Genomic DNA, 19,438 nt, shown 5'->3' on the forward strand with positions numbered 1-19,438 from the left:
GCCAACAGATCGCGCCATCGCGGCTTCCGCGAGGTCTTGAGCCATGAACTGCTCCGGCTGCGGTTTCGAGGTTCAGAGCGGCTTTGCCTTCTGCCCGAAGTGCGGCACGAAGCAGCCGAACGCGTGCCCCGGCTGCGGCTTTCCATGCGCACCGGATTTCGCGTATTGCCCGAAATGCGGCGCCCTGGTCGGCGAGGTCCCTCAACCCGGAGCACAGGCGCGGCCGACGGTGCCGGTCAGGGCATCCTCACCACCACTGGCGCCGACAATAGACCCTCAACAGGCATTTCGACCGCAGCCGGACCAGATCGACGGCGAAGCCAATCGCCGCACCATCACCGTGCTGTTTGCCGATCTCAGCGGCTTCACCGCGATGAGCGAACGCCTCGACCCCGAGGTCATGCAGACGCTTCAGAACGAGTTGTTCGAGGAGCTGACGGCGGCCGTGCAAGGCTTTGGCGGCTTCGTGGACAAGTTTATCGGCGATGCGCTGCTGGCGCTGTTCGGTGCGCCGGCTGCGCACGAGGACGATCCGGAGCGGGCGGTCCGTGCTGCCATCGACATGATCAAGCGGACGGCGCAGCTCAGCGAACGGGTGAGGGCGTTTGCCGGTTCACCTCTGCTGCTCCATGTCGGGATTAACACCGGGCACGTGGTCGCGGGTGGATTGGGTGTGGGCGTTGCCAAATCCTACTCGGTGACCGGCGACACGGTGAATACCGCTCAGCGGTTGCAGTCGATGGCGCCGCCGGACCAGGTGCTGGTCGGGCCGTTGACTTACCGTCTGACCCGGCACGCATTCGCGTATGAATCGCTTGGCGAGATCTCGCTCAAAGGCAAGATGGGCAGCGTCCTGGTCCATCGTCTCAAAGGGCTGCTCGACATGCCGCGCGCGGCACGAGGCCTCGACACGCTGGGCCTCAGTGCGCCCCTGATCGGCCGCGACGCTGAACTTGCCCGCGTGATCGGCAGCCTCGATCGCGCGTGCGGCGGGGCGGCGCAACTGGTGCGGCTGGTCGGCGAAGCGGGCATCGGCAAAACGCGCCTCGTGAACGAATTCGTCGCCCGTATCCGCGATGAAGAGCGCTTCGAGGGTGTGGCGATCCGGCAGGCGGTCTGTTCGCCGCTCGGCGAACAATCCTACGGTACGCTCGCCGCAGTGCTGCGCAGCGCCTATGGCATCGCACAGAAGGCCAGCGCCGCGGAGACTGAGGCCAAGCTGACTGAAGCGCTGTCAGAGCTTGGCCTTGCGGCCGAGGAGGCGGAGCGGTTGATGCCGCTCTATGTCCACGTTCTCGGTCTCGGGGGCGCGGACGCCGTATTGCAGCATATCGAGCCCGAACAGCTCCGGCGCCAGATATTCTTTGCGATCCGGACCGTCTTCGAACGGCGCCTGGCCTTGTCGCCGCTTCTGATCATTGTCGAGGATCTGCACTGGGCGGATGCCGTATCCCTCGAAGCGCTGCGATTCCTGATGGACCGGTTGGAGCGCACGCGGCTGATGCTGTTGTTTACGCATCGACCAATGCTGGAGCTGGATCAGTTCGGTTCGGGTCGGATCAGCCACACAACCATCCGCTTGCCTCCACTCGGTGACGCCGACGGACAAAAGCTGCTCGCGGCTTTTTTCAGTCTCGGTTGGCGTGAGCCGCCCGGAAGTCTGTTTAGTCGGATCCTGGAGCGCGCGAGCGGCAATCCACTTTTCCTCGAGGAGATCATCCGCGGTCTCATCGAAGCTGGCGGCCTGGAACGTGACGGCTCGCAATGGCGGATCAAGTCGGATGAAGTCGCCGCCGATATCCCTGCGAGCATTCAAGCTCTGTTGTTGGCGCGCCTGGATCGGCTGCCGCATGAGGTGCGTCGGTTGGCGCAGGAGGCCGCGGTGATCGGCCCCCGCTTCGATGTGGCTCTGCTCGGCGCGGTAGCAACCGGGCAGGCGAAGGTCGAAGTGGGAGTAGAGCTTCTGTGCGACGCCGAGATTGTCGAGGAAGTCGCGGGCGCTAATTCGATTTCGCCGCGATGCTACCGTTTCACGCAGACCATGCTTCAGGACGTGATCTATCAAAACCTGCTCTTGCAGCGGCGGATCGAGCTTCATGGACGCATTGGTGCCGCGCTGGAGCAGCTCTATGGCAACGAGCCCGAGCGGCTTGAAGACCTCATCCTGCTCGGACATCACTTCAGCCTCAGTGCGCGCAAGCCGAAAGGCGCACGCTATCTGCGCGCGGCCGGCGATCGCGCGCGCGCAACCTATGCCAATGACGATGCCATCCGTCTCTACCAACAGGCCCTCGCCGTGCTGTTGGCCGGTGGTGAATGCGACCCGGAGCGGCTGGTTCTGTACGAGCAGATCGCGGATCTCTGTGGTGCGGCCGGCCGTCGCAACACGGCCGAGGAGCACTACCAGAGTGCGCTGGAGGGGTGCCGCGTCGCAGCGGATTGCATCGGCGAAGCGCGAATTCTTCGCAAGCTTGGCCGGTTGTTGTGGGACGCCGGCAAGCGGATCAAGGCCGAGACGCATTACGCCGAGGCGGCTGAACGGCTTGGAGGGGTCGAAGCGCCCATCGAGCGGGCGCACCTGTCGCAAGAACGCGGCCGCCTGGCCTTTCGCATGGGCGATCATATGGCCGCCGCGAGATGGGCCGACCAGGCGCTTGGCTACGCCCGATCCGCGCCTGCCGCCGCGGACGAACAGGCCGGACTCGAGGCGGCGCGCGCCATTGCCGAGGCCCTCAATACCAAGGCGGTTGCCCTGGCGCGGCTTGGACGACACCAGGATGCGGTGCGCGAAGTGGAGCAAAGTGTCGAAGCAGCCGAAGCCGCCGGCCTTCTCAACGTGGCATGCCGCGGCTACACCAATCTCGCGGTGCTCTACACGATTGTCGACCCGGCGCAGGCCATGAAGGTTTGCCGGCGCGGGCTGGATGTCGCGCATCGTATTGGCGACCTCGGGTTCCAGGCGCGCCTTCTTGCCAATTTTGCCGTCGCCTGTTGCACCTTCACGGACAAATGCACCGATGAAGGCGTGCCCGCCGCCGAAAAGGCGATCGAGATCGACCGGGCGCTCGATCAGCGCGAGCATCTCCCCGTACCCCTGATCGTACTCGGGCAGATCCATCAATGCCATTTCCGGCCCGATCAGGCTGCCCGCTGCTACAATGAGGCCATCGAGGTCGCAAGCGAAACCGGCGAGCCGCAACAGCTCTTTCCATGCTACGATGGCCTAGCGACATTGAACCTTGATCGCGGCGACATGGCTGAAGCCGAGCGCTATTTCGCGCTGGCCGATGATGTCTGCACCAGGCACGGGCTTGATCCCGCCGGACTGATTGTACTGCCATTTCTTGACTAGGTCATGTGAAGGAGTTCAACCATGTCAGAACGTCATGTCGATGGACCGCTTCAACCCGGCGATCGCGCGCCCAACATCGTGCTGGACGCCATCACGCGCGAAGGGAAGGTCGCACTCGAGGATTTTCGCGGGCACAGTCCGATATTGGTAGGCCTGTTTCGAGGTTTGCATTGCCCGTTCTGCCGCCGCCATATTGCGGCACAGGCGCAGCTTGACGCAGCCCTGCGTGACAAGGGTGTCGAAAGTCTCACCGTCGTCAATACGCCGACCGATCGGGCGCGGCTCTACTTCCGATATCACCCGTTGCCCAATCTGCTCGCCGCGTCTGATCCGGAGCGGGTGTCGCACCGTGCGTTCGGTTTGCCCAATCTCGAGTTCACCGAGAACGAAACCGAGTGGCCGCGCAAGGTGGGCATGGACGTGATCATGAGCATGCAGGTGGACATTCCCGGAGAATTGCCCGGGCCCATGAATCGCCTGGCTGCTGCCGAGCAGCTCAACAACAAGGATGGCTACGAGATCATGGAAGCCGATCAGCGCATGGCAGCAACCGGCCATGGCCAGCTGTTCGGCCAGTTCCTGCTTGATCGGGAGGGAATTGTACGCTGGAGCTTTACCGAGGTACCCGAAGGCGGGCAGCGCATGTTCGGAATGCCGAGCCCGAAGGAGCTGATGTCGGCTGCTTCGCAGGTAGCAGGCTAGGCGTCGCGTATCCTGTCTTGCGCGTGTCGGACTCTCAGGTCTCTCGTGACGGCAACTTCTCGGCAAGCCTGACCGCCATCGCGGAGATCAGTGGCCGCATGAAATAGGCGTTCTCCGCCGGAACGATGTCGGCGCGCAAGCCATGTCCGGCAAGTTCGCCGGATACCGCGGGTCCCACCGACGCGATCAGCGTCCGCTCGAAGCCTTTGCGCAATTTCGCTTCGCTGCCATGGGCCTGCGCCGCTTCGATCAGGCGGCGGACCTGGCCGAGATTGGTCAGAGCGATGCAATCGATCCGTCCCTCCGCCATGTCGTCGATCGCGGCGACGATGTTGGCATCCGCGGCCTTGGAATCGTAGACATAGGGCAGCACGCTGTCGACCTCGGCGCCTTGCGCGGCGAGCGCGCCGGTCAGCGTGCTGTGGTCCTTGTCCGGATAGAGCTGGAGGCCAAGGCGATGCCCCTTCAGGTCGAGCTTGCCCAGCATCTCGATCACGCCCTCGCTGGTCGGCTTCTCCGTGGTCTGCTGCGCCTCGAGCGAGACCTCGCGCAGCGCCTTGCCGGGCTTCGGTCCACGGGTGAATTTTCGCGATTTGGCGAGCGACGTGACAAGGGTTTGGTCGAGCCCGCGAGCGCGCGCGAGCTTCATGATCCGCCGCAGGCCTTCGCCGGTCATCAGCACGAGATCGTCGAACGGCTTGTCTATCGCGCGGCGGATCCAGGCTTCGACCGGGGCGGGGTCCGGCGCATCCTCGATGGTGAACATCGGACATTGCACGACCTCGGCGCCTTGCTCGGCCAGAAGCTTGGAAAACTGTGCCTCCTCGCGGGTTTCCAGGATCAGGATGCGGGTGCCGTTCAAACGGTCGGCCATGGGCGTGCTCCGGTCAGTCAAATCGCAATGTTACGTTCATCCTGACTCCGCTGTCGGGATTGGCGCAAGGGCAGGGTCGGTGCTAGAGCAGGGCGCAAATCGCGGACCGTTCCGCGGCCCTTGCACAAACCTTCATCAAGAGCCATGCCCGACCATCAATATGTGCTGACCCTGTCCTGTCCGGATCGCCCCGGCATCGTCTCGGCGGTGTCGACCTTCCTGGCTAATTCCGGACAGAACATTCTCGACGCCCAGCAGTTCGACGACGTCGAGACCAAGAAGTTCTTCATGCGCGTGGTGTTCACCGCCGCCGATCTCGCCGTGGAACTGTCTGCGCTCCAGACCGGCTTTGCCGCGATCGCAGAGCGTTTCGGCATGGAGTGGCAGATGCGCGACCGCGCCGCGCATCGCAAGGTAATGCTGCTGGTGTCGAAATCGGATCATTGCCTGGTCGACATCCTCTATCGCTGGCGCACCGGCGAATTGCCGATGACGCTCGCCGCGATCGTGTCCAACCACCCGCGTGAGGTCTATGCGGGGCTCGATTTCGGCGGCATCCCGTTCCACCATCTGCCGATCACGAAGGAGAGCAAGCCCGAGCAGGAGGCGCAGATCCTCGATCTCGTTGCCAAGACCGGGTCCGATCTCGTCGTGCTCGCCCGCTACATGCAGATCCTGTCCGACGATCTCTCGGCAAAGCTGTCCGGGCGCTGTATCAACATCCACCACTCGTTCCTGCCGGGCTTCAAGGGCGCAAAACCCTATCACCAGGCGCATGAGCGCGGCGTCAAGCTGATCGGTGCGACCGCCCACTACGTCACGCGCGACCTCGACGAAGGTCCGATCATCGACCAGGACGTCGAGCGCATCAGTCATCGCGACACGCCGGAGGATCTCGTCCGCAAGGGCCGCGACATCGAGCGCCGCGTGCTCGCCCGCGCGATCCGTTATCATCTCGATGATCGCGTCATCCTCAACGGCCGTAAGACCGTGGTGTTCGTGGATTGATCGTGGGAGTCATTCCGGGGCGATGCGGAGCATCGAACCCGGAATCTCGAGATTCCGGGTCTGGTCCTTCGGACCATCCCGGAATGACGGCTGTTTCTCAACGCACCGCGCCGCCTGACGTCGTCCCCGTCGCGCCCTTCTGCGCCTGCTCTTCCTTCTCGCGATCGGCCGCCGGCAACAGCCGCTTGCGTTCGCGTTCTTTCATGTAGGCGTCGTATTGCGGCGTGCCCGGCCGCGGCGGAGCATCCGCCGGCAGGCCGCCGGCCCATTGCGGGATGTAGTCGCCCATGCCGGACGAGAGCTTTTCGTTGACGGTGCCGCAGCCGCACAGTCCCGCAGCGAGCGCAACGAGGGCAAGGACGGAGCGGAAAGACTTGAGCATTGTGGGGGCGCGGTTTCTGTCATGGGGCGCCAGCTCAGGCTGACGTCGGGAGAGTAGCCTTCAACAAGGTAAAATAGGCTTATTCGAGGTAGGTAATTCGTTACCGAGCCTTAACCACCACGACCTCGCCGATGTCCGAATTCTGCAAAAGGTGGACGAAATCGTCCATCCACGCCACCGCTCGCGTTCCTAGACTGCGACAGCGTGCTCGCGACAAATTGGCTTGGGCAGCGGAAGGGCTTTTTCGTTGACAGGTCCATTTTGTTTGTACAATCGTACAAATGGAGGCGGGCACGAGCGGGAAACTCAGGTTACCCCAACGTAACCGCGGCACTGCTCCTCGCCGTCGGCAAATCGGAACGCTCGGCTTGCGCCGAAGGGTCGCCAAACGTCCGATTGACAATGAGGGCGCGAAAGACGCCATGTGGCGCGCGATATCGCGCGTGCGTGAGCTGAACTGAGGCAAGGACCGGGCACTCGGTCCGGCGCACAAGAGGTCAGGAATGAAGGGGAGGGACATTTGATGTTCGAACGCAAAATGTTTTCGCGGACAGCAGCAGCGGCCGCTATCGCAGGCCTTGCGGCAATCGCGCCGGCCAAGGCCGAGGACACCGTCAAGGTCGGCCTGATCCTGCCGATGACCGGCGGCCAGGCCTCGACCGGCAAGCAGATCGAAAACGCGATCAAGCTCTACATGCAGCAGAAGGGCGACACCGTCGCCGGCAAGAAGGTCGAGATCATCGTCAAGGACGATGCGGCGATTCCGGACAAGACCAAGACCGCCGCGCAGGAGCTGATCGTCAACGACAAGGTCAACTTCATCGCCGGCTTCGGCGTGACGCCGGCGGCGCTCGCCGCCGCGCCGCTCGCCACGCAGGCCAAGATTCCGGAAGTCGTGATGGCGGCCGGTACCTCCATCATCACCGAGCGCTCGCCCTATATCGTGCGCACCAGCTTCACGCTGGCTCAGTCCTCGACCATCATCGGCGACTGGGCGGTGAAGAACGGCATCAAGAAGGTCGCGACGCTGACCTCGGACTACGCGCCGGGCAATGACGCGCTGAACTTCTTCAAGCAGAACTTCACCGCGGGCGGCGGTGAAGTGGTCGAAGAGGTGAAGACCCCGCTCGCCAACCCCGACTTCGCGCCGTTCCTGCAGCGCATGAAGGACGCCAAGCCCGATGCGATCTTCGTGTTCGTGCCGGCCGGCCAGGGCGGCAACTTCATGAAGCAATATGCCGAGCGTGGTCTCGACAAGGCCGGCATCAAGGTGATCGGACCCGGCGACGTCACCGACGACGATCTGCTCAACAACATGGGCGATGCCGTGCTCGGCACGGTCACCGCGCATCTCTACTCGGCGGCGCATCCCTCGCAGATGAACAAGGACTTCGTCGCGGCCTACAAGAAGGCGTTCGGCAATCGTCCGGGCTTCATGGCGGTGAGCGGCTATGACGGCATCCACCTCATCTACGAGGCGCTGAAGAAGACCAATGGCGACACCAACGGCGACAAGCTGATCGAGGCGATGAAGGGCCAGAAGTGGGAGAGCCCGCGCGGCCCGATCTCGATCGACCCCGAGACCCGCGACATCGTGCAGAACATCTACATCCGCAAGGTCGAGAAGGTCGACGGCGAGCTCTACAACGTCGAGTTCGCGACCTTCGAAGCCGTCAAGGATCTCGGCAAGACCAAGAAGTGACCCGCGAAAGCGGGTCATCCCGGGGCGCGCATTAGCGCGAACCCGGGATCTCGATATTGTTGAAACGAGATTCCGGGTTCAGCGCTACGCGCTGCCCCGGAATGACGAACGACTACCAGGATTAGTCCAGCCTCGATGACCGCAATCCTCACCAACCTGTTCGATGGCGTTGCCTACGGCATGCTGCTGTTCGTGCTCGCCTGCGGGCTCGCGGTCACGCTCGGCCTGATGAACTTCGTCAATCTCGCGCACGGCGCCTTCGCCATGGCCGGCGGCTATGTCTGCATGGTGCTGGTCAACCGGATGGGCTGGCCGTTCTTCGCCGCGCTGCCGCTCGCCTTCGTCTCCTCGGCCGCGATCGGCATCCTGCTCGAGCGCACGCTCTACCGTCATCTCTATACGCGCAGCCATCTCGACCAGGTGCTGTTCACCATCGGCCTGACCTTCATGTCGGTCGCGGCCGTCGACTATATCCAGGGCTCCTCGCGCGTCTTCATCAACCTGCCGGCCGCGCTCCAGGGCCAGTTCGACGTGTTCGGCGTCGGCATCGGCCGCTACCGGCTGATGATCATCGTGATCTGCGGCCTGCTCACCATCGGCCTCCAGATGGTGCTGGCGAAGACCCGTTTCGGCAGCCGCCTGCGCGCCGCGGTCGACGATCCCCGCGCCGCCAGCGGCCTCGGCATCAACGTGCCGCAGGTGTTCGCCTTCACCTTCGCGTTTGGATGCGGCCTCGCCGGTCTCGGCGGCGCGCTCAGCGCCGAGATCCTCGGCCTCGATCCGTATTTCCCGCTGAAGTTCATGATCTACTTCCTGATCGTGGTCACCGTCGGCGGCTCGTCCTCGATCACCGGCCCGTTCCTGGCCTCGCTTCTGCTCGGCATCGGCGACGTCGCCGGCAAATATTACGTGCCGAAGATGGGCCCCTTCGTGATCTACACCATGATGATCGTGATCCTGATCTGGCGCCCGAACGGCCTGTTCGGCCGCACGGCCGCGCGTTGAGTTTGCCGATGAGCGCTTCTTCCGACGTCGGTTATCACGCCCAGCGCCAGGCGCGCTGGCACTATGGCGAAGTCGCCTTCTGGCTGATCGTGCTGGCCTGCGGCTTCCTGTTCCCCACGCGTTATCTGATCATGACCGACATCCTGCGCCTCGCGCTGTTCACGATGTCGCTCGATCTGATCCTCGGCTATGCCGGCATCGTCTCGCTCGGCCATGCCGCCTTCTTCGGCGTCGGCGCCTATGCGGCGGGACTGCTTGCGCTGCACGGCATCGTCAAGGAGCCCGTGCTGGCCCTCATCGTTGCCGGCCTTGCCGCGATGGTGCTCGGCTTTGCCACCAGCTTTCTCGTGATCCGCGGCGTCGACCTGACGCGGTTGATGGTCACGCTCGGTATCGCGCTGCTGCTGGAGGCGCTTGCCGAGCGCTTCTCCAACATCACTGGCGGCACTGACGGTCTCCAGGGGATCGAGATGCAGCCGATCTTCGGCGAGATCCCGTTCGACATGTTCGGCAAGGCCGGCTTCTTCTATTCGCTCGCCGTCCTGTTCCTGCTGTTCCTGTTCGCCCGCCGCGTCGTGCATTCCCCGTTCGGCCTGTCGCTGCGCGCGATCAAGAACAATCCGCTGCGGGCTGCCGCGATTGGCATCCCTGTCAATCGTCGACTGATCGCGATCTACACGCTGGCTGCGTTCTATGCCGGCATCGCCGGTGCGCTGTTCACCCAGACCACCGCGATCGCCTCGCTCGACGTGTTCGCCTTCGAGCGTTCCGCCGACTTGATGCTGGTGCTGGTGATCGGCGGCACCGGCTATCTCTATGGCGGCCTGATCGGCGCGGTGATCTTCCGCATGCTCCAGGAAGTGTTCTCCACCATCACCCCGCAATACTGGCAGTTCTGGATCGGCCTCGTGCTGGTCGTGATCGTGCTGGTCGGCCGCCAGCGCCTGCATCGCTGGGTGCTGTATGTGCCGAACCTCGTCATCAAGCAGGTGGCCGGGCGCAAGGCCGTCGTCGCCGTGCCGGAGAGCGACGCATGACCATCGCGCTCGAGACCCAGAACCTCGAAAAGACCTTTGGCGGCCTGCGCGTGACGCGCGACCTGTCGCTCAAGGTCAAGCAGGGCGCCCGTCACGCGCTGATCGGCCCGAACGGCGCCGGCAAGACCACGGTCATCAACCAACTCACCGGCGTGCTGAAGCCGAACTCCGGCCGCATCCTGCTCGAAGGCCAGGACATCACCGATTTGCCGGTGCACAAGCGCGTGCTGCGCGGCCTGTCGCGCACCTTCCAGATCAACCAGCTCTATCCCGACCTGACGCCGCTGGAGACCATCGGCCTTGCCGTCTCCGAGCGTCTCGGCCATGGCGGCGACTGGTGGCGGCGGATGGGCACGCGCAACGACGTCAATGACGAGATCGCCGACCTGCTGACGCGCTTCCATCTGCTCGACGTCATGAACGAAGAGACCGTCACGCTGCCTTACGGCAAGCAGCGCCTGCTCGAGATCGCGGTCGCGATCGCCGCCAAGCCGCGTGTGCTGCTGCTGGACGAGCCCGCTGCCGGCGTGCCCGAGAGCGAGCGCCACGATATTCTTGCCGTCGTAGGCAGCCTGCCGCGCGATGTCACGGTGCTCCTGATCGAGCACGACATGGACCTCGTCTTCTCGTTTGCCGACCGCATCTCGGTGCTGGTCTCCGGCGCTCTGCTGACCGAAGGGCCGCCCGAGCAGGTCGCGCGCGATCCGCAAGTGAAGGCGGTCTATCTCGGCGAGGAGGCGGTCAATGTCTGACCTGCTCGCGATCGAGGCCTTGCGCGCTGGCTATGGCGAGGCGGTGGTGCTGCCCAACATGAGCCTGCGCCTCGCAGAGGGGCAGGTGTTGGCGTTGCTCGGCCGTAACGGCACCGGCAAGACCACGCTGATCAACTCCATTGTCGGCGTCACCCGCCGCTTCGCCGGCACCGTTGGGCTCGCCGGCACCGATGTCACAACCTTGCGGCCCGATCAGCGGGCGCGCGCCGGCATCGGCTGGGTGCCGCAGGAGCGCAACATCTTCCGTTCGCTCACGGTCGAGGAGAACATGACCGCGGTGGCCCAGCCCGGCCCATGGACGGTCGAGAAGGTCTACGAGATGTTCCCGCGGCTGAAGGAGCGGCGGAGCAACTTTGGCAACCAGCTCTCCGGCGGCGAGCAGCAGATGCTGGCGATCGGCCGTGCGCTGACCCTCAACCCAAAGGTCCTGCTGCTGGACGAGCCGACCGAGGGCCTGGCCCCCATCATTGTCGAGGAGCTGCTGAAGGCGATCGGGACCATCACCCGGGCCGGCGGCATCTGCTCCATCATCGTCGAGCAGAACGCCCAAAAGATTCTGGGGCTGGCCGACCGCGTTGTGATATTGGAGCGCGGAACGATCGTCCACGACGCCCCGAGCGCCGCGCTGAAGGCCGACCCGTCGGTCCTGGAGCGCCACCTCGGTGTCGCAGGGGCGGCGGCCCACTAGAAAATACCCGGGAGTACCAAATGCAGCGAACCAAAGCCCCCTTCCGCGCCGACGAGGTCGGCAGCCTCCTGCGTCCCGCCAAGATCAAGGACGCCCGAGCCAAGCTCGAGAAGGGCGAGATCTCGGCCGACGATCTGCGCAAGATCGAGGACATGGAGATCGAGAAGGTCGTGCACAAGCAGGCCTCGGTCGGCCTGAAGCTCGCGACCGACGGCGAATTCCGTCGCTCCTGGTGGCATTTCGACTTCCTCGCCAAGCTCACCGGCTGTGAGCTGTTCCACCCCGACACCGGCATCCAGTTCACGGGCGTGCAGACCCGTCACGACGCGGTGCGTGTGATCGGCAAGCTCGATTTCCCCGACGCCCACCCGATGCTCGACCACTTCCGCTTCCTGAAGAAGGTCGCCGACCAGGCCCACGTCACCGCCAAGATGACGATCCCGTCGCCGGCGGTGCTGCACTTCCGCGGCGGCCGCAAGTCGATCTCCAAGGACGTCTATCCCGATCTCGACGCCTTCTACGAGGACCTCGGCAAGACCTACCGCAAGGCGGTCAAGGCGTTCTACGACGCCGGCTGCCGCTATCTCCAGTTCGACGACACCGTCTGGGCCTATCTCTGCTCGCAGGACGAGTTGCAGAAGGCGCGCGAGCGCGGCGACAATCCCGACGGTCTCCAGCAGATCTACGCCCGCATCATCAACTATGCGCTGGCCGAGAAGCCGGCCGACATGGTGGTGACGACGCATGTCTGCCGCGGCAATTTCCGCTCGACCTGGATCTCGTCGGGCGGCTACGAGCCGGTGGCGGAGACCATGCTCGCCGGCACCAATTACGACGGCTACTTCCTCGAATACGATTCTGACCGCGCCGGCGGCTTCGAGCCGCTGCGTTTCCTGCCCAAGGGCAACAAGGTCGTCGTGGTCGGCGTCATCACCTCGAAGTTCGGCGAGCTCGAGAAGAAGGACGACATCAAGCGACGTCTGGAAGAAGCCGCCAAGTTTGCGCCGCTGGAGCAACTCGCGCTCTCGCCGCAATGCGGTTTTGCATCGACCGAAGAGGGCAACATCCTCTCCGAGGAAGAGCAGTGGGCCAAGCTCGGCCTTGCGGTCGAGATCGCGAAGGAAGTTTGGGGCAACTGAGCCCCGCGCACGCGGGCCCCGTGAGTGGCAGTAGGTCTTCGCCACACACTCGGTGTCGTCCCGGCGAACGCCGGGACCCATAACCGCAGGGAGAAGTTGTTGCGCGAAGCTCGTTACCACTAGTCTTCGCCAAACATCGTCCTGTGGTTATGGGTCCCGGATCTGCGCTTCGCTTGTCCGGGACGACATCGCGTTTTTGGGCCGAACTCGGCTACTGCGCCGTCCGCATCATCGGCCCCAGCATCTCATGCACGTCATACGTCATGACCGCGAGCAGGGCTGCGAGTGCCAGATAGGCGCCGCCATATTCGAGCTTGGTCTGGAGCGGTACGCCGTAATAGGCGACGTTCTCCGGCGCGTGCGGATCGTACCGCCACGCGCTGATGAGCTGCGGGGCCGCCAGGATCGCCACGATGAGCAGCATCGGGCTCGGCCGATACAGCATCACCGCGACAAGGATCGGCACGCCGACGAACCAGATTCGCGGGCTGAGGACCGCGGTCACCCGGCCGCCATCGAGCGGCGAGATCGGCAGCAGGTTGAACAGGTTGAGGAACAGCCCGGCATAGGAGATCGCGAGCAGGAGGGCGCTGTCCTCTGATCTTGCCCAGAGATAGACCGCGAGCGCCGCGATCGTTCCGACGACTGGACCCGCGATCGCCACGTAGGCTTCTGTCTCGACGTCAACAGGCTTGTCCTTGAGCGCGATCCACGCACCGACGAATGGAACGAAGGTGGGCGCGCCGACGTCCAGGCCACGCTGCCGTGCGGCGACGTAGTGCCCCATTTCGTGCGCGAACAGGAGTGCGATGATGCCTGCCGCGTAGCGCCAGCCCCAGATCGTTGCGTAGACCGCGAGTGACAGCAGCATGGTGCCGCCGCTGGTGGCGAGCTTTCCCCATTTGAGGCCGGAGAACAGCAGCAGGAAGAGCGTCTTCATGCCGTGCCGCCGGCGGAATCGTCACGTGGCTTGCGGCGGAAGAACTTCATGACGCCGGCGCCAGCCACTGCGAGGCCGAAGATGATCGCCTTGGCGAATTTCAGCACGAATGCGAGCACAAGGGCAAACAGGCCGAGCTTCTTGGCGGCGACGCCGCCGACCAGCGCGAGCAGGCCGTATTCGGCGATGCGGTCGGTGGAGGCGCTGAAATCCTCGTAGCGCTTGCCGGATTGATAGGTGAGGTTGGCGAGCAGTTCGTGCGCCGCCCCCTTGTCTGTCGCGATCCGGCTCGAATCCGACAGCAGGTTCAGGCTGAAATACCCTTCGCGGCCCAAAGCGTAGGTATTGTAGTTGACGTCATTGCGAGAGTTGTCCGGTGTGCCTTTGTCCTTGCCGAGGATCGACCAGACCAGCCGGTGCGACACGGCATCATATTTCGGCGGCTCGATCCAGCCGATCACTTCCATCTCGGGAAATCCGCGGGCGACACGGTCTTTGTTGGCCTCGTCGGCCCCCTCCTTGAGGTTCTTCAGGAGGTCGTCGGCGTTCCAGTCCTTGGCCGCATCGTCCTTGATGTAGCCTTCCTTGATGTAGTTGATCACCACCAGCCAGCGGTCGTTCTGACGGGTGCCGAGCACGAGACCAACGAACGTCGTGTCGTGGACGACGTTGCCGAGCGCGCGCATGACCCGCGCCCCTTCGGCCTTCGGCACGAAGAAGTCGCCGGTCGGGATTTTCAGCGTCGCTTGGTCGATCAGGGGAATGTCGGCGGGGCCGGCCGTGCCCGCATTGCCGGCCGCCTGCCACGCAGCCGCGAGTTCTGCCTTGCGCGCAGCCTCACTGGATGGAGCATTTTGCGAGAGGCCGGGCTGCGACCCAAATATGACAGACAGAATAATGCCGACAGCGGCAATGAATTTTTGCACAAGATTTCCCCAGCAACCAGTCCACCGATGATCGGTGTTGCCGACACTGTAGGATAACGATATGCGACAAAATAGAGCAGCCGCAGGTTGCGTTCGACTATCTCGCGGCCTGTTGCAATTTAGGCGCGGCGGCTCGTCCTCCGTCGTCATTCCCCGCGAAAGCGGGGAATCCAGTACGCTGCGGCTTCTCGGTGAATCACTGATGTCTCGGAATACTGGATCGCCCCGGTCAAGCCGGGCGATGACACTGAGTGTGTAGCCGATGGCACCGCCATCCTGACGTGGTGACGTAAGCCCGCACTCACTTCTCGGCCAGATAGACTTCGCCCAGCAGCGACGAGTTCGACCACGGCACCTGCTTGTTCTTCGTGCTCGACACCACTTCGGCCCGCACCCGCGTTAGCATCTGCTGCACCTCCAGGCCCGGCGTGCCGATATGGCGCGACAACGCGGCGGAGAACGGCGAGTTGGCGCCTTCGCCGTCGAGCGCGACTTGGCCCGGCGCGGTGGCGAAGGCGATCAGCGTGCCGGCGCCGAGCGGCGCGCCAGCGCCGAGGCTCGTCGGCGCTGCGAGGCCCGAGGCGCCCTCGATGGCACGATTGGTGCCGGCGCTCGCCACCTGCTGTGCCATCGGATTGTTGCGGCAGGCATCGAGGATCAGAATGTTGGTTCGGACCTGGTCGTCGAGACCGGCCATGATCGTGTCCATATCGATCATCGCCTCCGTCATGTTCGCGCCCGGCTTGAGCTCGACGTCGACGGGAATGAGATAATTGCGGCCATCGACCTGCACGCCATGGCCGGCATAGTAGACCAATGCGACCTGCGCCCGTGCCGCGTCTCGCAAAAAGTCGCGCGTCATCTTCTGCATCGCGGCGCGGTCGAGATCGACGCCCTCCGACACCGCGAAGCCGATGTCGCGCAGGCTCTTGGCGACGGCGCGCGCGTCATTGGGCGGGTTGGGCAGCGCCTTGACATGCGCATAGGCGCCGTTGCCGATGATCAGCGCCACGCGCGTGCCGCGAACAGCCGGAGCAGGCGAAGGCGCGGGTGCGGTGCCGGTTTGCTGCGGAGCAGGGGCCGCCGCCGGCTGCGTTGCGGGTGAGGGTGCATCGCGCGGGATCGGCGCAGTGGCGTCGGTCACCAGCGACAGCCGCACCTTTGCGGTGGCCTGGTTGGCTTTGCTGATGGCGTCGGAAGCCACGATCGCCAGCGTCGCGTTGTAGTCCTCGCGCGCGTGGGCGTAGTCGCCTTTCGCCTCATAGGCCAGCGCGCGATGGGTGTAGCCGGAGATCAGCACGCTGTTCGGCGGCGTCATGATGTTGACCGGCGGCTTCTCCTTGGCGAGCCGGATCGCCTCGCTGCCGTCGGCGATGGCGCGATCGAGCTCGCCCTTGGCGCGCCAGATCGATGTGCGGTTGATCAGTGGCTGCGGCAGCGTCGGATCGAGCCGGATTGCCTGGTTGATGTCGGCGAGCGCGCCGTCGAGATCGCCGAGCGCTTCCTTCGAGATGCCGCGGTTCTGGAACGAGAACGCCGATTTTGGATCGGCCTTGATCGCGGCATCGTAGTCGGCGATCGCCCTGGTGTAGTCGCGCTTGCCGCGCCAGGCATTGCCTCGATTGTGGAAGATGATGCCGCTGGGCGGACCGAGCTTGAGCGCATCGTCAAAGTCGGCGATCGCGATGTCGTAGTCGCCCTTGTCGTAATAGGCCGATCCCCGCAAGTTGTAGACCGCCTGGCTCGGCTTCAGCCGGATCGCTTCGGTGGTATCCGCGATGACCTTGGCGTAGTCGCCCTTCTTGTTCCAGCCCACCGCGCGCCAGAAATAGACGGTCGCGAGCTGCTCGCCCTTGAACACCTTCAGAGCGATGATTTTGGTGCAAGCGTCGACCATCTGGTCCGCCGGCGTGGTCTCCGTGGTGCAGAGCGGGCCAAGCTGGCTGCGTGTCTGCGCCAGGGCGGGCGCGGCCCACAGCGCGGCAGTGAGCAGGCAGAGTGCGGCGAGCAGGCGACGCATGGCGGTGGTCCCATAAGAGGAGCGGCGCCTGTTTGTTGCCCGGCGGTGCCCCGGGGTTCACGCTCTCGTCATTGGACGTGGAGTACAGCAGGGAGGGCTATTCCCTCGGTGGGCAGAATTTGCTACGAGGTGGAAGCCCAACGCCGCTGCCCACTGCCTTCCCACCGATGAAAAACGACGAAATCCTGAGCCAGATCACCGAGTTCTGCCGCAAGGCGGACATGGCGGAATCGACCTTCGGCCGCCGCGCGGTGAACGATGGGAAGCTCGTGCATCGCCTGCGCGAGGGCAAGCGCATCACCATCGACACGCTGGAGCGGATCCAGGCCTATATCGCGGCATCAACGACCGGCGGCCTGCCGCCGCCGCGGGGCCTCCAGGTGCCCCCCGAAAAGCGCGATCCGCGCGGCAATTTCCGCTTCTTCGAGAACCGGCAGAAATATTTGCTGTTCGTCCACACCTGCAGCGAGAAGCGGGTGATCGCCGAGCGCGTGGCGCTGGAACTCTCCAGCATCCATCCGCGCCCGCCGGCCCTGCGCATCTTCGACGCAGGCGTCGGCGATGGCACGGTGCTGGCGCGGGTGCTGCGTGCGACGCACCAGCGCTATCCGCACATGCCGTTCTATGTCGCCGGCAAGGAGCTCAGCCTCGAGGATCTGCGCCTGACGTTGGAGAAGGTGCCTGACCGCATTTTCGAGCATCCGGCGTCGGTGTTCGTCTTCACCAACATGTTCTACTCGGAGGCGCCCTGGCTCACGCCGGCGTCGCCTGCGGCGGCCGCCGCCACCGTCTGGCACGAGGTCCCGCTGCGCGGCGCCTCATCGGGCGAGTTCGAGCAGCAGATCGCCGAGCTCAGGCCGTTCCTGGAGCAAAACTGGCGCGCTGCCATCAGCCCGCGCACGGCAATGCCACTCTATGAGCGGCCCGTCGTCCTCGTGCTCTATCGCGAGGACCACCGTTTCCTGCTGGATTCGACCATTCCGCGGCCGGGCCAGACCGAGGCCAATTTCGACCTCGTTATTGCATCCCAGCCATACCGGGCCCTATCTTCGGTTAATTTCCGGGCAAAACGGATCATCGCGCCCCTGGCGCGGGCGCTTCGGCCCGGCGGGAGACTGATCGGAATCCACTCCCATGGCCAGGATCCGGGCATGGAAATGATCCAGGCGATCTGGCCTGGAGAAAACCCTTTCGCGGTCAGCCGGCATGAGATATTGCGCGCGGTTAAGTATGAGCTCGGGTCGTTGGGCCGCGACCTAAATTTTAATGCTTATGCGGACAACCGCTCGATCTTCAGGTATGATATGGAAGCGCTGCCCAACGAGGTAACGGGTACCATCGGAACCTCGACGGCCTTTGCAGCGTGGAATGCGGCGGTGTATGTGGCGCAGATCGAGGACGACCGATTGACAGAAATGACTCAAAACGGCCGCACTCTGGATGCCGCCCGGGACGTGCTGCGCAAGTACAACGGGCTCTGGTTTCTCGACGAATCCTACGTCATCTCGCGACGGCGTGATTGACATAATCCAAGTCTAAACATCGCAAACACCCGCCAGCTTAGCGGCGGCGGAACAAGGGGTTACTGATGCGCGCGTCCTATCTCTTCACCAGCGAGTCCGTGTCCGAAGGCCATCCCGACAAGGTCTGCGACCGGATCTCCGATGAAATCGTCGATCTGTTCTACCGCGAAGGGCCGAAGGCTGGCATCGACCCCTGGCAGATCCGCGCCGCCTGCGAGACGCTGGCGACCACCAACAAGGTCGTGATCGCCGGCGAGACCCGCGGCCCGAAGTCGGTCACCAATGACCACATCGAAAGCGTCGTCCGCAACGCGATCAAGGACATCGGCTACGAGCAGGACGGCTTCCACTGGAAGACCTGCGACATCGAGATCCTCTTGCATCCGCAGTCGGCCGACATCGCGCAGGGCGTCGATGCGCTGCAGCCGGGCGAGGTCAAGGAAGAGGGCGCTGGCGACCAGGGCATCATGTTCGGTTACGCCACCAACGAGACGCCTGACCTGATGCCGGCGCCGATCTTCTACGCCCACAAGATCCTGCGTCTCATCTCCGAAGCCCGCCACTCCGGCAAGGAGAAGGTGCTCGGTCCGGACTCCAAGAGCCAGGTCACCGTGCAGTACGAGAACGGCAAGCCGGTCGGCGTGCGCGAGATCGTGGTGTCGCATCAGCATCTGGTCGAGGACCTGTCGTCGAAGCAGATCCGCGACATCGTCGAGCCCTATGTGCGCGAAGCGCTGCCGAAGGACTGGATCACGCCGAAGACGATCTGGCACATCAACCCGACCGGCAAGTTCTACATCGGCGGTCCCGACGGCGACTCCGGCCTGACCGGCCGCAAGATCATCGTCGACACCTATGGCGGCGCGGCCCCGCATGGCGGCGGCGCGTTCTCCGGCAAGGACCCGACCAAGGTCGACCGCTCGGCGGCTTATGCCGCCCGCTACGTCGCCAAGAACATCGTCGCGGCCGGTCTTGCCGACCGCTGCACGCTGCAGCTCGCCTACGCCATCGGCGTTGCGCGTCCGCTGTCGATCTACATCGACACCCACGGCACCGGTAAGGTGTCGGAGGATCAGCTCGAGAAGGCTGCCGCCAAGGCGATGGACCTGACCCCGCGCGGTATCCGCACTCATCTCGACCTCAACCGCCCGATCTACGCGCGCACCTCGGCCTACGGCCATTTCGGCCGCACGCCGGACAACGAGGGCGGCTTCTCCTGGGAGAAGACCGATCTCGTCGAGCCGCTCAAGCGCGCGCTCTAAGTCACTTGCGTCATTCCGGGGCGCCGCGACAGCGGCGAACCCGGAATCTCGAACCACCGGATTCCGGGTTCGCTCGTTTTACGAGCGCCCCGGAATGACGAGCCA

The 19,438-nt window shown here is 64.2% G+C and carries 16 protein-coding genes; 11 read left to right on the forward strand and 5 right to left on the reverse strand.

Going from position 1 to position 19,438, the window contains the following annotated elements:
- Positions 1 to 43 precede the first annotated feature (43 nt).
- Entirely contained in the window at positions 44 to 3,352 is a 3,309-nt protein-coding gene (locus FOM02_RS07465) for an adenylate/guanylate cyclase domain-containing protein (RefSeq protein WP_265441536.1), read from the forward strand.
- A 21-nt stretch (positions 3,353 to 3,373) separates the two neighbouring features.
- Positions 3,374 to 4,054 (forward strand): redoxin family protein, encoded by a 681-nt coding sequence (locus FOM02_RS07470; protein ID WP_265441537.1) that lies wholly within the window; start codon positions 3,374 to 3,376, stop codon positions 4,052 to 4,054.
- 34 nt (positions 4,055 to 4,088) lie between these two features.
- Here the strand turns inward: FOM02_RS07470 and FOM02_RS07475 are convergent, their stop codons facing one another.
- On the reverse strand, positions 4,089 to 4,928 hold the full coding sequence (locus FOM02_RS07475; protein WP_265441538.1) for a uroporphyrinogen-III synthase: 840 nt from the start codon (positions 4,926 to 4,928) through the stop codon (positions 4,089 to 4,091).
- Positions 4,929 to 5,072: 144 nt separating this feature from the next.
- Here FOM02_RS07475 and purU point away from each other — a divergent pair, with 144 nt between their 5' ends.
- Positions 5,073 to 5,936 carry a formyltetrahydrofolate deformylase gene (gene purU / locus FOM02_RS07480; RefSeq protein WP_027564911.1) on the forward strand — a complete coding sequence of 288 codons (864 nt, stop codon included), beginning with the start codon at positions 5,073 to 5,075 and terminating at the stop codon, positions 5,934 to 5,936.
- Between the two features lie 97 nt (positions 5,937 to 6,033).
- Here the strand turns inward: purU and FOM02_RS07485 are convergent, their stop codons facing one another.
- Complete coding sequence (locus tag FOM02_RS07485) at positions 6,034 to 6,318, reverse strand: hypothetical protein (protein WP_265441539.1); 285 nt, start codon at positions 6,316 to 6,318, stop codon at positions 6,034 to 6,036.
- 523 nt (positions 6,319 to 6,841) lie between these two features.
- Between FOM02_RS07485 and FOM02_RS07490 the strand changes: the two genes are divergently transcribed.
- From FOM02_RS07490 to FOM02_RS07515, 6 genes are all read left to right on the forward strand, one after another.
- Positions 6,842 to 8,020 carry an ABC transporter substrate-binding protein gene (locus FOM02_RS07490; protein WP_265441540.1) on the forward strand — a complete coding sequence of 393 codons (1,179 nt, stop codon included), beginning with the start codon at positions 6,842 to 6,844 and terminating at the stop codon, positions 8,018 to 8,020.
- A gap of 135 nt (positions 8,021 to 8,155) precedes the next feature.
- On the forward strand, positions 8,156 to 9,025 hold the full coding sequence (locus FOM02_RS07495; RefSeq protein WP_027564908.1) for a branched-chain amino acid ABC transporter permease: 870 nt from the start codon (positions 8,156 to 8,158) through the stop codon (positions 9,023 to 9,025).
- Positions 9,026 to 9,033: 8 nt separating this feature from the next.
- Positions 9,034 to 10,062: a branched-chain amino acid ABC transporter permease gene (locus FOM02_RS07500; RefSeq protein ID WP_092213229.1), complete on the forward strand. Its 1,029-nt coding sequence runs from the start codon at positions 9,034 to 9,036 to the stop codon at positions 10,060 to 10,062.
- Positions 10,059 to 10,814 carry an ABC transporter ATP-binding protein gene (locus tag FOM02_RS07505; RefSeq protein ID WP_027564906.1) on the forward strand — a complete coding sequence of 252 codons (756 nt, stop codon included), beginning with the start codon at positions 10,059 to 10,061 and terminating at the stop codon, positions 10,812 to 10,814. Before FOM02_RS07500 ends, FOM02_RS07505 begins: the two co-directional genes overlap by 4 nt.
- Complete coding sequence (locus FOM02_RS07510; protein WP_027564905.1) at positions 10,807 to 11,523, forward strand: ABC transporter ATP-binding protein; 717 nt, start codon at positions 10,807 to 10,809, stop codon at positions 11,521 to 11,523. The genes FOM02_RS07505 and FOM02_RS07510 overlap by 8 nt, the downstream gene beginning before the upstream one ends.
- 20 nt (positions 11,524 to 11,543) lie before the next feature.
- Entirely contained in the window at positions 11,544 to 12,662 is a 1,119-nt protein-coding gene (locus tag FOM02_RS07515; RefSeq protein ID WP_027564904.1) for a cobalamin-independent methionine synthase II family protein, read from the forward strand.
- A gap of 211 nt (positions 12,663 to 12,873) precedes the next feature.
- On the opposite strand, the gene FOM02_RS07520 is transcribed toward FOM02_RS07515, so the two are convergent.
- From FOM02_RS07520 to FOM02_RS07530, 3 genes are all read right to left on the reverse strand, one after another.
- Positions 12,874 to 13,602, reverse strand: a complete 729-nt coding sequence (locus tag FOM02_RS07520) for a site-2 protease family protein (RefSeq protein WP_027564903.1) — start codon at positions 13,600 to 13,602, stop codon at positions 12,874 to 12,876.
- Entirely contained in the window at positions 13,599 to 14,528 is a 930-nt protein-coding gene (locus tag FOM02_RS07525) for a DUF2167 domain-containing protein (protein ID WP_265441541.1), read from the reverse strand. Before FOM02_RS07525 ends, FOM02_RS07520 begins: the two co-directional genes overlap by 4 nt.
- Before the next feature lie 301 nt (positions 14,529 to 14,829).
- Entirely contained in the window at positions 14,830 to 16,548 is a 1,719-nt protein-coding gene (locus FOM02_RS07530) for a caspase family protein (protein ID WP_265441542.1), read from the reverse strand.
- A gap of 167 nt (positions 16,549 to 16,715) precedes the next feature.
- Here FOM02_RS07530 and FOM02_RS07535 point away from each other — a divergent pair, with 167 nt between their 5' ends.
- Positions 16,716 to 18,071 (forward strand): hypothetical protein, encoded by a 1,356-nt coding sequence (locus FOM02_RS07535; RefSeq protein WP_027564900.1) that lies wholly within the window; start codon positions 16,716 to 16,718, stop codon positions 18,069 to 18,071.
- 65 nt (positions 18,072 to 18,136) lie between these two features.
- Positions 18,137 to 19,333 (forward strand): methionine adenosyltransferase, encoded by a 1,197-nt coding sequence (gene metK, locus FOM02_RS07540; RefSeq protein ID WP_027564899.1) that lies wholly within the window; start codon positions 18,137 to 18,139, stop codon positions 19,331 to 19,333.
- Positions 19,334 to 19,438 lie beyond the last annotated feature (105 nt).

This window comes from Bradyrhizobium sp. SEMIA (assembly GCF_014844175.1).
In the GTDB taxonomy this organism is placed as follows: Bacteria; Pseudomonadota; Alphaproteobacteria; order Rhizobiales; family Xanthobacteraceae; genus Bradyrhizobium; species Bradyrhizobium arachidis.